The organism is Synechococcales cyanobacterium CNB (assembly GCA_030263455.1).
GTDB lineage: Bacteria > Planctomycetota > Phycisphaerae > Phycisphaerales > UBA1924 > CAADGN01.
Genome location: SZOZ01000012.1, coordinates 87315 through 102549, shown reverse-complemented (window position 1 = coordinate 102549; position 15235 = coordinate 87315). Strand labels below are relative to the sequence as shown.

Here is a 15235-nt window from a genome sequence, read left to right as displayed (position 1 = left end):
CCCGGCACGGGTCGCCATGTTACACGACGCGAGCCTACCCGCCCACCTTGGAGGGGGCGAAACGAACGGTCCGGAGCGAGAACCGTCCCGCGGCCGCGATCCCCCGCTCGACACCGTCCGGACCGATCGCGCGTGCTTCCCCCTTGAACTCGGCCGATCCGTCCCCGCTCCGTGCCGTCGCGACCACCTCAACCCGAAGCGAGTCCCCGGGCTGGACGATTCGGCCGTATTTCAGGGCACGAACGCCACCGAGCACGCACGGCCCACCCTCATCCTCCGAGACCAACAGCCTCGCGGCCTGGACCATGGCTTCCAGCATGAGCACCCCAGGGAGCACCGGGAATGTCGGGAAGTGGTCGGCTAGGTACTCCTCCGCCGCGCTCACCTGCTTGAGCGTAACGACCCGGTCTGGCTCCCGGTCTAGCACGGCATCGACAAGGTCAAACCGCATGGCAGGGCACGATACGCCGGACAGCTCGCGCCGTCCCGCTGCGCGGCGCGGGAATCGACCACTCCCGCTCCGCGTACCCTCCTGCGTGCCGACCGTGCGCGACCAGGCTGTTTGTGTGCGACATTGGGACTGGTCCGAGACGAGCCAGACCGTCTCCGTTTTCACGCGCGAGCACGGGCTGATCCGCGGCATCGCCAAGGGGGCACGCCGGGAGAAAGCCGCCTTCTCGGGCGGTCTCGAACTCCTGACCCGGGGAGAGCTCGTCGCCATCGTCAAGCCCTCCGGGTCGCTGGCCACGCTGACGGCCTGGGATCTTCAGGAGACCTTCCCCGCGCTCCGCCGTTCGCTGGCGACGTTCAACGCGGGGATGTACCTCGCCGATCTCGTCTGTCATTCGATCACGGACGAGGATCCTCACCCCGCGCTCTTCGATGCACTGCTCTCATCGCTGCGCACGATCGGCGACTCGGCCGCGAAGGCGATCCTCCACTTCCAGTGGGCGACGCTGGTCGAGACCGGCTACAAGCCCGCGCTCGGCCGGGAACCGGCGGAGCAGGCTCGCGCGGTGTACGGCTTCAGTCCCCGCGCCGGCGGGCTTGTGAGCATCGCTCAAGACGAGGGGGATAACACCCCTTCCGCTCCGTTCTGGAGGGTGCGATCACCCACTGTCGAACTCCTCCGCCGCCTCGAATCGGGACATTCGATCGGCGGTGATGCCGCGTCGATAGACCGTGCGAACCGTCTCCTCGCTGCCTACCTCCGCGAAATTCTCGGACGCGACCTGCCGACGGTTCGCTGGGTCTTCGGCAAGCGTCCCCTCACCGACGCTCCGCCCTCCCCCCGTGCTGGAAACCCCCGAAAGTAAAGGTTCGCACGGGGGGGGTCGATATCCCATGCGTGCGGCACGGATGCTGCGACGCGATCCGGCCGCCCATTCCGGGTGGAAGGGTCGCCGTGAACCAACAACTCCTAGAACAGGTCCTCGCATGCCCGACGCTGCCCACGCTGCCCACGGTCGCGGTGCGCATCCTTCAACTTACCGCCGACGCCGACGTCTCGCTCGAAGAAGTGGCGGACGTGATCGAAAAGGACCAGGGTCTCTCGGCGAAGGTGCTCCGGACCGTCAACTCACCTCTCTACGGCCTGCGCCAGCGCTGCGGTTCGATCTCCCGCGCGATCGTCTTGATGGGCCTCGGGCCGGTCAAGAGCCTCGCGATCGGTTTTTCGCTCGTATCCGCGGTGGATGACGACTCGGACCCGCGGTTCGACTATGTCAGTTACTGGCGGCGCGGCCTCGTCACCGCCGCGGCGGCTCGCATCGTTGCCCACGATGTCGGTCTGAAGCAGGCGGACGAGGCGTTCCTGGGAGGACTGCTCCAGGATGTCGGCATGGTCGCCCTCTATCGCACGCTCGGGGCAGACTACCTGCGCGTGCTTGACGCCGCGGGCGGCGACCACCGCCAACTCGTCAAGCACGAACTCGCGGCGCTGGACACCCAGCACCCAGACATCGGCGCGATGCTCGCCCAGCGATGGCGGCTTCCCGATGAGCTGGTGCTGCCCATCAAGTACCACGAGCGACCCACGGCCGCGCCGATGGGGTGTTGCGAACTCGTCCGATGCGTGGCGCTCGGCAACCTTTTCCACGACACGATCACGGATGCTGACGCGGTCCCGGCGCTGCGCAGGCTCTACCAGCGCGCGCGCGACTGGTTCAGGCTCGAACCATCCGGCGTCGATGCGCTGCTCCACAAAGTCACCGAGAGCGCCGTGGAACTCGGACGCCTGCTCCGCCTTCAGACCGGCGAGATCCCGACCGCCGAGTCGATCATCACTGAGGCCCACGCACGCCTCGCCGAGTTGTCGAGCGCGTGCGGCCCCGACGACGCGGACACACGGACGCTTGCTCACCGCATCGACTCCGATCAGGACTTCGACCCCCTCACCGGCGTGCAGTGCGCCACGGTCTTCGAGCGGTCGCTCCGCCTCGCTTTCGAACACGCGGTGCGGAATCCGGGTCCGCTCTCACTGATCCGCTTCGCGATCGGCGGCCTCGGCGCTCTCGCGCAAACGGAGGGCCAAGTCGCGGCCGATGAGGCGATCCTGAACGCCGCCGCCGTCCTGCGACGCGAGTTCTCCCATCTCGGCGGCACGATCGCACGCCTCGACCCCAACGGTTTCGCCGTCCTGCTGCCGGACACGCCCCGGATCGCCGCGCTCCGAGGCGCAGAATCCGTGGCATCGCTCCTTTCTCGGGGTGACCAGGCTCGAACGAGAAGCCCTCTCACCCTCGCCATCGGAGTCGCAACCCTCGACGAGCGCACCGCGCGGACGATCGGTTCGCCACGGCAGTTCCTGCTCGCTGCGGCAACCGAGATGGAACGCGCTCGTTCCAACTCCGACTCTTCGTCCTCCCCCGGGGTCGTCGCCAAGGCCGCCTGACGGTACCGGGCCGCCCGTCCTCGTCCCATCCCCCGGGGTGTTGACGCTTCCTCGGGGCGTGATATCGTTCCGTCCACCCCGCCGTGCGTGCAACCCACGCCCGGCGAGCGGGCAGGTAGCTCAGTTGGTAGAGCACCGCACTGAAAATGCGGGTGTCGCCGGTTCAATTCCGGCCCTGCCCATTGGAGCGTTGGAGTGTTTCGCGGGGTTTCGCACGAAACCACATCCTCCCGCGTAACGCCCGCTCCAACAAGCGTCTCCGAAGATTCGTGCGGATCGGAGCGAACCGACGCGGCTTCGTGCTGCGCCGTGGTCGCTGTGGGCTGGATCGCTCAGGACTTCCGGCGCGGGTCGCTGAGTGCATGCCCGTGCGGTGTGCGAGCCACGACGAGCGCCGTGGTGGAAGTCCAGCACGGAGCGTGTCATGCCGCGGCGACCGCATGGAAAGACAGGTCGGGAGTGACGCCTGCGAGGTGGAGGGAGGATGCCTGATGCGCCGCCCTCCCGATGCCTTTCCTCTCGAAGACGCGGCTTCTCTCTTTTCCTCGCTCACACCGTTGTCTTGGACTCGAGGGCCACGACTGTCCAGGTCACGCCGATCCAGGCGAGGATGGCGGGGTACTGGTTCCAGTTCGGGAGCGACTTGTCGTGCATCGCGTACATCGTCAGCATGAACGCGGTGTAGAGCAGCATCGACGCGCTCAGACCCAGATGCGCCAGCGCGCGGCGCCGTCGGGGTACGAGCGCCGCGCCGAGCAGCATCGCCGAGACGAACGCTTCCGTCGTGCCGATGATGACCTGCGAGGCGACCGCGAGCGCCTTGATGACGGCCTCGTTCGGTGTGTCGCCGTAGATCGGGCGCGTGAGGAACCGCCAGACTGGGACGAACTGTTCGGGCACGCGATCGTGGACGAATGAGGGAATAAAGCAGGCGAACGCGGCGGTCGCTTGGAACACCCCCATCACGAAGAGCATGACCGCCGCGACACCCGGAACCTTGATCGGCATGCGGACCTCCCGCAGCACCATACCCCGCCGCGTTGAGGATGGCAGGATCAGCAGGCGGTTTTCCGATCCGCAGGCCCTGCCTTGCGGACACTCCATCTTTCGCCGCGGTCTGCGCGGTTATCCCTTCAGCCGACCTTTCGCGCTTGCCCCGCTGCCGCCGATCACGCCGAGGTCCACCAGCACGGCGAAAACGACGAGGAGCAGGTAGATGCCGCTGACGGAGCCGTTGCTGTGGATCGAGAAGGCGTAGGCGAGCGTCGTGTAGGGGGCGAAAAGGAACCCAAGCAGCGGCCAGAGGACGGTCTGGTACGCTTGCCCGATGTAGTCGCTGAAGATCACCAGGAGGATGATCGCCAGGCGAGGGAAGAAGAACGCGATGGCTGCGACAAGGCACGGCATGGCAGCAGCATACTCGGAAGCGGCGCCTCGCGGTTTCATCGCTTGACCCGCCCGCGCGAAAGCGAAGCCCGGCGCGGGGCCGGGCTTCGCAGCGGAGGCAGCCTGTCGGAGTGGGTCTACCGACCGCCGCCCCGGAGCGCTTCGAGGTAACGCACCACGTCGAGGGCGTCGGTGCGGCCGTCGCGGTTCAGGTCGGCCGACGGATCGCCCGTGGCGTGGTCGCGCAGGAAGTCGGGCAGGCCGTGCATGGTGGGCGTGAGTCCGAGGCCGTTCTCGCCGCCGCGTTCGCCGATCGGCAGGTCGAAGTACTCCAGCGCGTTGAGGTTGTCAGGCTTGGTCTTGTCGTCCGGGTTGCCCGGATCGGGCGCGAGCAGCCCGAGTTCGGCACACGAACGGACGATGCTGAGCATGAAGCCGTCGAACGAGAACACGTCGCAGGGCATGCCATCGCGTTCCATGACGAACGGCGCATGCGAGTCGCGACTGATCGAGAAGAGAATGCGGTCCTTGCCCGGCATGAACGCGAGAGGCTTCGGAGGGTTGTCCGGGTCGGGATCGCCCATGCGGTCGGGCCTAGCGGCGACGTCGACATTGACGATGAGGGCGTCGATGTCGAGTTTCAACGTCGGGTTGCCCTTGTCGTCTTTCGGCCACCCGAACTCCTCGTACAAGTCCACGAAGTCGTACACCCGTGCACCCATCGGCTGCGCGGGGTCGTACACCTCGATCACGGAACTGCCCGTGCGCGACCAGAAGACCAAAGTCGTCGGCTGGCCGTCCTTGCCGATCGCGTCGGGAGGCTGGAACGCGAAGGCATTGAGATCGTCGGTCGAGGCCTTGGCCTCGTCGAGGGCGAAGGAGCGCTCACCGTCGGCGACCTGCCGGTTTGAGCCGGAGTTACCAGCAAAGATGTCGGTTGCTGCACGCCGTGCGGGACGGTTGCCACGGGCGACCCGCTCCGTGTGCACTTCGCTTCCCTTGACGCCGACGGAGGGCTCGTCCACGGAGAAGTAGAACTCCCCGGGGAGCACGGAGTCGAGAGGCGGGAGCGTGTCGTTGTCGAACGAGATCGCGTTCACGTCGGCATTGCGTGCCATCGGGTTCGGCGGCTCCCACGCGAGCTTGTGCTTTCCGAGGCCGCCTTCCCACGCCTTCGAGTGCGGGGCCTTGTCCGCGCGGATGTCGGTGCCAGCCATCGCCTTGGAGCCTGGGGCGACCGAGAACCACGCCGATCGTTCGGCGTTGCCGTGGTCGCTCGCCCAGAACAGGAGTTGCACTCGATCGCCCTTCTTGATCTCGCCGACGCGCCTGGCGAGCCAGCCATCCTTGTTCGTCAGCGCGTGCTCGAGGTTGGCGCGCGTCGCGGCGTGGCTCTTGTTGTCGGCCTTCTCCCACGAGAACTCCTTGCGGAGATTGTCTGGCGGCGTGCCATCGCCGTAGAGCACGAGCACTGCCGGGCGCTTCTTCATCAGGTAGACTCTGGCCAGCTGGTCGGCGAGTTCGGTGACGGACTTGCTGTCGCGACCGTCCGGGTCAGGATCGCCCACGAACAGCACGATGATCGAATGCACGACTCCGCCGAACGACTCGACGCCGGCGCGATCCTTCTGCGAACTGTTGTACTGGGTGTGTTCCGTGTCGATGCCCTTCCTGGCGTGGGCCTCTTCCGCGACCTGGCGGTCGTCCCACTTGTTGGTTCGTCCCTTTTCGAGCGCGGCGATCCAGGCGCGCGTGAAGTAGGAGCCGCCGCCGGTCGCGTCGTTCTTGAACTCGTCCAGCGATCGGTAGTACGCCGGCTGGTAGTACCGCGATGCGCTCACCGCGCCGAAGCGTGGCAGTCTCGCGCGTTCCATCTCGGCCAGGAACCCGCCGCCGAAGCACTGGTTGAACGCTGCCAGGACCGTCAGCGCACCGCCCTTATCGGCTACCATCGCGTCCGCCTTCTTCAGCCAGCCGGCAAAGTCCTTGTCGCTCACCATCGGCCCCTCGATCGTCACGAGGTTCGACCGCCAGGTGTCGGGCTTCTCGCTGTAGTTGGGCAGGTCGCCCGCGGCCGTTCCGATCGCGGCGCCCGCAAGGCAAGCCACCGCGGCCAACACCGTCGTGGTCTTTCGTTTCATGGCGGGTCTCCTTCTGTGTTCGTGTGTGTACCGGGGCGCACACCGCGCTCCCCGTCACGAACGGAGAATCGACCCGTCTCTCACGCGGGTTCCCCGGATATCCTCCGCCTTGGCCTCGGTGATTCGGAGACCCCCATGCGAACCCGTCCCCTCGGCGTTCTTTCGTGCCTGCTCGTTGCCATCTTCCTGCTGACCGGCGGGTGTGCAACGGACAGCAACCGGCTCAGAACCACCCCCTCGCTCGCCGGCGCGACGAGCGACGCCGGGTTCCGAGCGCCGGAACCCGACGGCTCGACGGTCTTCAGCCCGCTGGACCTTCCCGCTGCGAGCGCGGCGCGTCTCGGCTCCGGCGCACCCGGCCCCGCCTACTGGCAGCAGCGCGCGGACTACCGCATCGACGCGACGCTCCACGAAGGCGAGCAGGCCGTGTCCGCCACCGGCACGATCACATACCACAACAACTCTCCCGACACGCTGACCCACGTCTGGCTTCACCTCGAGCAGAACCTGTTCCGTCCCGACAGCCTCGGTTCGTTGTCGAAGGAACCAGGCTCCCGCTTCGGGTATCGCAAGGGGTTCGAGGGTGGCTACGAGCTCGGGCAGGTGTCGGTGGACGGCACGCCGGTCGAACTGCACGTGTACGACACGCTCGGCCGCATCGACCTCCCGAACCCGCTCCAACCCGGCGGGTCGATCTCGATCGAGCTGTCGTGGCGATTCAACGTTCCGCCGTTCGGGGTGGACCGCCTTTCCGTCGAAGAGGTCGAGCAGGGTGTTGTGTTCCAGATCGCGCAGTGGTTCCCGGCTGTAGCGGTCTACGACGACGTTCATGGGTGGAACACGCTGCCTTACCTCGGGCAGGGCGAGTTCTACACCAACTTCGGCGATTACGAGGTGACCATCACCGCGCCGCGCTCGCACGTCGTGGTGGCGACCGGCACGCTGACGAATGCCGCCGACGTCCTCACCACGACAGCCCGCGAGCGACTCGACAACGCGCTGCGGAGCAACGAGACGATCGTCATCCGCTCGGCGGAGGAAGTCGGCGCCCCGTCCGCATGGCCGGCCGGCGAAGGGCCGCTCACGTGGCGATTTTCGGCGAGGAATGTCCGCACGTTCGCATGGGCCTCCAGCGCGGCCTTCGTGTGGGACGCGGCGGGGCTGGACGTTCGTGGCTCGGCGCAGGCCCCGAACGGCCGGGTTCTCGTGCAGAGTGTGTACCCGAAGGAGGCCCTCCCGCTCTGGGGCCAAGCCACGCAGATGGCGCGGCATGCGATCGACTTCAACTCGCGCCAGTGGCACCCCTACCCGTACCCAACCGCCATCAACGTCAACGGCCGCGTGGGCGGGATGGAGTACCCGATGATCGTGTTCTGCGCCGAACGCCACGATGAACGCGGGCTGTACGGCGTGACCGATCACGAGTTCGGGCACACCTGGTTCCCCATGCTGGTGAACACGGACGAGCGCCGCTACGCATGGATGGACGAGGGCTTCAACTCGTTCATGAACGTGTACACCGTCCGTGACCGCTACGGCGACGGCGCCCGCGACCGGCGCAGCGACGTGGATGCCTTCACTGCCCAGATGGCGCGCGGCCAGCAGCAGCCCATTACGCCGACCTACGCCGATCATGTCTGGCGCGGGCGACTCGGCTTTCTCATGTACGGCAAGCCTGCGGCCGCGCTCGTCCTGCTGCGAGAGGAAGTGCTGGGCGAGGAACGGTTCGACGCTGCCTTCCGCGCGTACATCGACCGCTGGGCGTTCAAGCACCCGCAACCGGCAGACTTCTTCCGCACGATGGAGGACGTGGCGGGCGCCGACCTGGCGTGGTTCTGGCGGGGGTGGTTCCTCTCCACGGCGACGCTCGACCAGGCCGTGACGGGCGTGGAGCACACTGACGACGGCTCATGGGTGCGCGTCTATCTCGCCAGTCGGCGCGACATGGTGATGCCGGTTCGAATGCGGGTGTACTACGACGACGGCACATCCGACGAGCGGCGGCTGCCCGTGGAAATCTGGGCGACAACGACACTCTGGACCGACGGTTGGAACCCCGCCGGTCGGCGCGTGGTCGAGGTCGTCGTCGATCCCGACAACGTCCTGCCGGACGTTGATCGCTCAAACAACCGCTGGGTTGACCGTGGGCGCTCCGGGCGGTGATCCGTCCGTGCGTGATGCTGGGAAACGTCGCGGAGAGGCCGACTTGGCGTAGCGGCGTACGCCTGGCACGAGGGTGTTGGGGAATTCGCGAGACGGTTTCCGATTGTCGCGGATCCCGGACGATTCGGTTTCGACTCGCGTCACGGCCTGCATTCACCACTCCGGCCCGCCTGAGTAGCGGCCGTAGACGTCGGCCATCGCCTGGGTCATCTCGCCGAGCGTGCAGCCTGCGAGCGCGCCGTCGATCAGGGCGGGCATCACGTTGGTGGGGTGGAGGTCGGCGGTGGACAGTGGAAAATGGACGGTGGACGCCGGTTTGCCTTGGCATGCGGAGCGGATGTTATCGAGAGCCCGGGCGACGGCCGCGGCGTCGCGGGACTTCTTGAACGCGTTGAGGCGTGCGACCTGCTCGGTTTCCACCGAATCCGGGATGGTGAGGATGTCGAACGGGCGCTCCTCGTTCTCATCGACGTACTGGTTCACGCCCACGATGATTCGGTCGCCGGCCTCGCATTCCTCGGAAAAACGGTACGAGGCCTCGGCGATCTGGCGTCGGAAGTAGCCCTTGTTGATGCCGGAAACGACGCCTCCGTAGCCGCCGAGGTTCTCGTTCGGCGTCGCCCCTCGGCGCCACGCGCCCCCGCCCATGGCGTCGATCTCGTCGATGTAGCCGAGCGCTTCGGCCTCCATGCGGTCGGTCAGGTCTTCGACGAACCACGACCCGCCGAGCGGGTCCGCGACGCGGGTGATGCCGGTCTCGTGGGCGAGAATCTGCTGCGTGCGCAGGGCGACCGTGACGGCCTGCTCGGTGGGCAGGCCGAGGGTCTCGTCCATGCTGTCGGTGTGCAGGGACTGGCACCCGCCGAGCGCGGCGGCCATCGCCTGATAGGCCACGCGCACGACGTTGTTCAGAGGCTGCTGCTCGGTGAGCGAGCATCCGGCTGTCTGGACGTGGGTTTTCATGTACCAGGATTTCTCGTTCGCTGCGCCGTAGCGGTCGCGCATCATGCGTGCCCAGATGCGCCGGGCCGCGCGGAGTTTGCAGATCTCCTCGAAGAACTCGTTGTGGGAGTTGAAGAAGAAGGAAAGGCGTGGGGCGAAGGCGTCGATGTCCAGCCCGCGGAGGAGGCACGCCTCGACGTACTCCATGCCGTCACGGAGCGTGAAGGCGAGTTCCTGCGTGGCGGTGCTGCCCGCCTCGCGGATGTGATAGCCGGAGATCGAGACCGAGTGCCAGCGCGGCACGTGGCGCATCTGGAACTCGATGGTGTCTACGACGAGTTTCACAGAAGGCTCCGGCGGGTAGATGAACTCGTTCTGGGAGTGGAACTCCTTGAGGATGTCGTTCTGGAGTGTGCCGCCGAGCGTGTCCCACGAGATGCCGCGCTGGTGCGCCATGGCGAGGTACATGGCCCAGATGACGGCGGCGGGGCCGTTGATGGTCTGGCTGACGGTGACGCGGTCGATGGGGATCTCGGCGTAGAGGCGGTGCATGTCCTCGATGGTGTCGATGGCGACACCGCACTTGCCGACCTCGCCGACGGAGAGCGGATCGTCGGAGTCGCGTCCCATGAGCGTGGGCAGGTCAAAGGCGGTGGAGAGGCCGGTGTTCGCGGCGGTCGAGGTGCTGGCGGCCTTGAGGAGGTACTTGAAGCGCTTGTTGGTGTCGTCCGCGGAGCCGAAGCCTGCGAACTGGCGCATGGTCCAGAGGCGGGTGCGGTAGCCCTGCGGGAACAGGCCGCGCGTGTACGGAAAGACGCCGGGCGGCGGCAGGTCTCGCTCGACGTTGCGGAGGCTCTCTGCGGGCTGCCACCCGGGGACGCCCGGGCCGTACGCGGCGTCGAGGACGAGACCCGAGATCGTCACAGCCTTCGGATCGACCCGCCCGGTAACGGGGTCGATGCCGGGGCCGGAGATGGTCTGGCGCGAGCTGGCGGTGGACATGGGCCGGCCTCCGGGGAGGGTTGTTGTATTGACGATGCGCAAGTTTAGGGACCGGGCCGCGGGAAGTCGTCAGTCGCCGTTGATCACGTAGTCGAAGCCTTTCAGACGCGGCTGGTGGGCGGGATTGAGGACGTGGTGCCGGTCGTTGAGCATCGGCGTCTCTCGACCGCTGTCGTCCGTACCGTCCGCCCCGACGCTGTAGAGCAGGAACGACCGGCCGAGGCGGTCGGTCTCGGGGTTCACGCGGGCATAGCCGAAGGGGTGGCCGCTCCACGGATCGGATGGCAGGTTGTCGATGCAGTCCGGCACGAGTTGGTCGAGCGTGTCTGGGTAGCCGGCGTGCCGCATGCGGTAGCGTTCGAGCGCGATCAGGACGCGCAGGCCGTCGCGGTCGAGGTGGATGTGGTCGAACGATTGCAGGGCCTTTGTCATGGCGGACAGGAAGACCTCGGCGAGCGCGCCCCTTGGTCGCTCTTGGGCGGGGCCGCGGGCGTGGGGGGGCTGGTCGGCGTGAAGCAATGCTTCGTCGAAGTAGCGGTTGAAGGTGTCGCGGTTGCCCTTGTACGTGCCGAGCAGGATCGTATTGGTCGAGGACATGCCACCCGTGAACGCCTGGAGCGCGGGGGACGCCGCGCCGAAGCGGACGTTCGCCGGGTCGCAGAAGGTCCAGGCGACGGCGTCTAGACTCCAGAAGCGCTCGCCGCCGACGTGGTACGACAGCGGAACCGCGATGCGCTGGCGGTCGAGCGCGCCCTCGATCGCATCGAGCCAGTCTTCCGATGGAAGTGCGCCGAGCGTCGCCCTGATCCTGCTGATCACCTGCGCCTCGATCGCATAGGCGACCAGGGCGTCAATCAGCATCGGCTGATGAGCACAGATTCTGGCGAGGGCGAGGTTGGTTTCAAGAGCATCGACGTACTCCGGAAGGTCGCCGGCTTCGAGGGCGAGGTGCATCCGGGCCGTGTTCATGCGGACGAACGAGCGAGCCTGGCCGAGTTCGGTGAGCACCATCGACGACAGCATCGGCATGCCCTGCGCGCCGATCGTGATCGGCCTGACGGCTCGCTTGCGTGCCGAGATTTCTCCCAAGTGGTCGAACACGCCGCCTTCGCGATAGGCGACGAGCGAACGCAGCCCGAGATCGCGGCACGCATCGAAATACTGCCGATCCTCTTCGTCCATGAACGAGCGCTGGGAGTAGTCGTAGATGAGCGTGAAGTCCGCAAACACGCCTCGTGTACCGACCGTCGCGACCGGCGCCACCAGCGTGTCTGCCTCACGCATCCTCGATAACGCGGCGTAGAACGCGTCCCAGGCGTTCGGGTCGTCCGGCGACGTGCCCTCCGGCTGGTTCGCCTCGACGTAGGCGATGATGTCTTCGGGAGAGAACCGCTCGCTCAGGGCGAGCGCGGCCTGCCGGCGCAGGAACACCTCGTACCCGCCCCACCCCAGCGGCAGCAGCACGAACAGCACGAATGCCAGCCCGATGGCCGTCCGCTTCAGCCACAGGCGGCGGCGCGGCGTCCAGAAGGACTGGGGTTCGCGGTAGGCCTCGGGCGTGAAGACGCCGCGGCCGGACTCGTCGATCACGAGTTCGCGCAGTGCGGGATCGATCTCGGCCTCGTACCCGCATTCCGGACAGACGACGGCCAGCTCAGCGGTAACCGGCAGCCCCACCAGCGTGTACCGGCACACCGGGCACGCCCCCCGTGTCCGCAGCACCCGCCGGATGCGACGGAGGAGCAACCGGTCGCGGATGAGCATCACCAGCAGCGGCGGCAGCGCGAAGAACACGAGCACGAGGAGCAGCAAGGCGAAGTTGATGATTCCCGCGGTCGGGGCGAGCGGATCCCAGCGCCGCCCCGCGAGTTGCGTGATGCCCGTCGCCACGAGGAGCGACCCGGCCACGAGCAGCACGAACAGCACCACGAGCGCGGCCCGGTGGAGGTAACGCAGCCCGGTTCGGCACGCCGCGCGGACGAAGCGAGCGCACTGCTCGTCCGTGAAGCGGTCGAGTTCGGGGAAGGCCCGCCAGACTCGGGAGAGGGGGATGCGCATGGTGAGATTGTCACGCAACTTCCGAAACGAAGGGTAAATGACGGGGCACCAGTCCCGCGCGGGTGCGCCACGGAATCGTGGCCGGGGGTGGGGGAGCGTGGAGGGCGCAGTTCGGTCGGCTACTTCTGCGAGTAGTCGTACACCCCCCGACCCGTCTTATCGCCCAGCCGTCCGGCGGCGACGAGTTGCTTGAGAAGCGGGCAGGCGCGGTAGCGGTCGTTGTTGAGGCCGTCCGCCAGCACGTCCATGATGTGGACGCAGGTGTCGAGGCCGATGAAGTCGGCGAGGCGGAGGGGGCCCATGGGGTGGTTGCACCCGAGTTTCATGATCTCGTCGATGTGCTGCGGCTCGGCGACGCCCTCCATCCACGCGTAGAAAGCCTCGTTGATGAGAGGCATGAGCACGCGGTTGCTGACGAAACCGGGGCGGTCATTGGCGGGGATAGCCGTCTTGCCCATCGCCTCGGCGAGAGCGATGGTGCGGGCGGTGGTCTGCTCGCTCGTCGCCAGTCCCTTGATGACCTCGACGAGTTTCATCACGGGCACGGGATTGAAGAAATGCATGCCGATGAAGCGATCGGCCGCCCCGCCCACGGCCGTCGCCAGTTCGGTGATGCTGATGGACGAGGTGTTGGTGGCGAGCAGACCGTTGTCGGGCACGAGGCCGACGAGTTCGCCGAAGAGTTGCTTCTTCACGCCCGCGTCCTCGACGACGGCCTCAATGATGGCGTCGCACCCGGCGAGGGTGTCCAGTCCGTCGGCGTAGGTCAGGCGGCTCTTCGCGGCATCGGCGTCGGCCTGCGTCATCTTGGCCTTTTCGACGGCGCGGGTGAGGAGTTTGTCGTGCAGCGAGCGGCACTTCTGGAGCGCGCCGGGGAAGGGGTCGTGGACGATGGTCGTGAACCCCGCGACAGCCGCGACCTGCGCGATCCCGCCGCCCATCTGGCCCGCTCCGACGATGCCGATCTTCCTGACGTTGTGCATGGGTGCTCCCTTCTCCCCGGTGTCCGTCGGAGGATATGGCGCGGACCCGTGCGTCCGCACGGGGGCTTGTCACGATACGATGGTGTCATGCCAAGCATCGAGCAACTCGAACGCCTTCTCGCCGTGGACCCGACGGACGGGTTCGTGCTCTACGGGCTGGCACAGGAGTGGGCGAAGCGGGGCGAGCACGGGCGTGCGGCCGAGTTGTACCGGCGTGCAGCGGCAGCCGACCCCGACAACGCCTACACGCATTTCCACCTGGCGAGGTCGCTCGAAGCGATGGGCCACGAAGCCGGAGCGCGCCGGACGCTGGAGGAGGGATTGACCGTCGCGCGGCGCGTCGGTGACGCCAAGGCGGCGTCCGAGATCGCTGCGTACCTGGGGCAGTTGTCGTGAGCGGTGTTGACATCAGTGCAGGGAGACGGGTCACGGGCGTTCGCCGTTCAAGGCGCGATCCCGCGCTCGTCGTTGTGATGCTCGACGGCGCGAAAGCAGGTGAGGTCGAGGCAGCGGAAGCGAACCGGCTCGGCGTTGCGCGCGGTGCGATACTGGACGCGCACATGGCGCAGGCACTTCTGGCCGCGATCGCGTCGTGTGCCGCCAGGCGGGATGCGCTCCGGCTCGTCCGCGTTCGGCCTCGCACCAGAAGTGAACTTGCGGCACGGTTGCTGGATCGAGGACACGACGCGACTGTCGCCGCGGCGGTCGCTGATCGGCTGACCGAAGCGGGGGCAATCGATGAGCGTGCGCTCGCCGAGACCGCCGCGATCGGCATGGCAGAGCGGAAGGTGTCGCGCCGGATGGCGCGTGATCGGCTCGTGCAGCGTGGGATCGACGAGAGACACGCTGACCTTGCCGTGCAGCGAGCATTCGGCGATGGGGATGATCGGCAACGGGCAGTCGAGGCTGCCCGGAGACGGGCTGACTCGATGCGCGGCCTTGAACCCGCCGCCGCCCACCGTCGGCTCGCGGCATACCTGGCCCGGCGGGGGTACGACGAGGAGACCTGCCTCGAAGTCGTGCGCGTGGTGCTGGGCAGGGGAGAGTGATACGCTGGGAGCATGACAAAGCGCAACCTCCTTGGCCTGTTGCGGGTGACGATCGTCACCCTGGCCGCCGGCGGAACGCTGGCCGGCTGCATGAGCCACCACAATGACCGGGCCACGCTCGGCGCCAGCGCCCGGCTGGAAGCCATCGACGGGCATTGGGCCGAGCCGCGCCCTGATCGCGTTGCCGACGGTCCATCGCTGGCCGGGCTCGATCGGTCGAACTGGTCGCTCGTTCGGTTCGAGGCGGGCGTGGACGGCGTGTCGCACAGACCGACCTACGCCACGCTGCACGCCGGGCCGACCGGCACGGCACGGGCAAGCGGTGAGTTCCCGACGCCGGTCTCCGCTCTCGATCTCGAATCGGGCGGTTGCACGGACGAGATCGGGCACGGGTTCCTGGGCCTTGGCAAGGCGGCGGCCGAGGGTGTGTCCGTCGTGCCGGGGTTGTTCGTATACCCGCAGTGGCGCACCGGCTGGAGCCCGAAAGCGATCTGGCAGCGTGCGCCGGATCGGGCGAGGCTGGTTCCCGTGGACGAGACCGACTCACGCGATGCTGGGGTGTCACAGGAGTCTGCTCCGGGGGAGATGACCGAGGAGGCGGCGGAGTGAAGGAGTTGA

12 protein-coding genes, 1 tRNA gene and 1 pseudogene are annotated in these 15235 nt (G+C 67.3%); 7 read left to right on the top strand and 7 right to left on the bottom strand.

Annotation, left to right across the window (positions count from 1 at the left end):
- Positions 1-34: 34 nt before the first annotated feature.
- A complete protein-coding gene (locus tag FBT69_12690) occupies positions 35-643 on the bottom strand; it encodes a hypothetical protein (GenBank protein ID MDL1905647.1) in 609 nt (202 codons plus the stop codon).
- Between FBT69_12690 and recO the strand changes: the two genes are divergently transcribed.
- The 3 genes from recO to FBT69_12675 all read left to right on the top strand — a co-directional run bounded on the left by recO (position 450) and on the right by FBT69_12675 (position 3075).
- Positions 450-1316 carry a DNA repair protein RecO gene (gene recO / locus FBT69_12685; protein ID MDL1905646.1) on the top strand — a complete coding sequence of 289 codons (867 nt, stop codon included), beginning with the start codon at positions 450-452 and terminating at the stop codon, positions 1314-1316. The genes FBT69_12690 and recO overlap by 194 nt on opposite strands.
- A gap of 89 nt (positions 1317-1405) precedes the next feature.
- Positions 1406-2893, top strand: coding sequence for an HDOD domain-containing protein (locus FBT69_12680; protein ID MDL1905645.1), 1488 nt, complete (start codon positions 1406-1408; stop codon positions 2891-2893).
- A gap of 109 nt (positions 2894-3002) precedes the next feature.
- Positions 3003-3075: transfer RNA gene (locus FBT69_12675), tRNA-Phe, on the top strand.
- Positions 3076-3442: 367 nt separating this feature from the next.
- Here FBT69_12675 and FBT69_12670 read toward each other — a convergent pair.
- From FBT69_12670 to FBT69_12660, 3 genes are all read right to left on the bottom strand, one after another.
- Positions 3443-3901 carry a hypothetical protein gene (locus FBT69_12670; GenBank protein ID MDL1905644.1) on the bottom strand — a complete coding sequence of 153 codons (459 nt, stop codon included), beginning with the start codon at positions 3899-3901 and terminating at the stop codon, positions 3443-3445.
- Between the two features lie 117 nt (positions 3902-4018).
- On the bottom strand, positions 4019-4300 hold the full coding sequence (locus tag FBT69_12665) for a hypothetical protein (GenBank protein ID MDL1905643.1): 282 nt from the start codon (positions 4298-4300) through the stop codon (positions 4019-4021).
- Between the two features lie 116 nt (positions 4301-4416).
- Positions 4417-6420 (bottom strand): hypothetical protein, encoded by a 2004-nt coding sequence (locus tag FBT69_12660; protein ID MDL1905642.1) that lies wholly within the window; start codon positions 6418-6420, stop codon positions 4417-4419.
- Between the two features lie 270 nt (positions 6421-6690).
- Between FBT69_12660 and FBT69_12655 the strand changes: the two are divergent.
- Positions 6691-8583 (top strand): annotated as a pseudogene (locus FBT69_12655) (M1 family metallopeptidase).
- 153 nt (positions 8584-8736) lie between these two features.
- Here FBT69_12655 and FBT69_12650 read toward each other — a convergent pair.
- The 3 genes from FBT69_12650 to FBT69_12640 all read right to left on the bottom strand — a co-directional run bounded on the left by FBT69_12650 (position 8737) and on the right by FBT69_12640 (position 13568).
- Positions 8737-10527 carry a methylmalonyl-CoA mutase gene (locus FBT69_12650; GenBank protein ID MDL1905641.1) on the bottom strand — a complete coding sequence of 597 codons (1791 nt, stop codon included), beginning with the start codon at positions 10525-10527 and terminating at the stop codon, positions 8737-8739.
- Between the two features lie 69 nt (positions 10528-10596).
- A complete protein-coding gene (locus FBT69_12645; GenBank protein ID MDL1905640.1) occupies positions 10597-12585 on the bottom strand; it encodes a hypothetical protein in 1989 nt (662 codons plus the stop codon).
- A gap of 119 nt (positions 12586-12704) precedes the next feature.
- Positions 12705-13568, bottom strand: coding sequence for a 3-hydroxybutyryl-CoA dehydrogenase (locus FBT69_12640; protein ID MDL1905639.1), 864 nt, complete (start codon positions 13566-13568; stop codon positions 12705-12707).
- 87 nt (positions 13569-13655) lie between these two features.
- Between FBT69_12640 and FBT69_12635 the strand changes: the two genes are divergently transcribed.
- The 3 genes from FBT69_12635 to FBT69_12625 are packed head-to-tail and all read left to right on the top strand — an operon-like array spanning position 13656 to position 15226.
- The gene (locus tag FBT69_12635; GenBank protein ID MDL1905638.1) at positions 13656-13964 is read left to right on the top strand and encodes a tetratricopeptide repeat protein; all 309 of its coding nucleotides are present in this window, start codon (positions 13656-13658) and stop codon (positions 13962-13964) included.
- Positions 13961-14617, top strand: a complete 657-nt coding sequence (locus FBT69_12630) for a hypothetical protein (GenBank protein MDL1905637.1) — start codon at positions 13961-13963, stop codon at positions 14615-14617. The genes FBT69_12635 and FBT69_12630 overlap by 4 nt, the downstream gene beginning before the upstream one ends.
- A 12-nt stretch (positions 14618-14629) precedes the next feature.
- Positions 14630-15226: a hypothetical protein gene (locus FBT69_12625; protein MDL1905636.1), complete on the top strand. Its 597-nt coding sequence runs from the start codon at positions 14630-14632 to the stop codon at positions 15224-15226.
- The last annotated feature ends 9 nt before the right edge of the window (positions 15227-15235 follow it).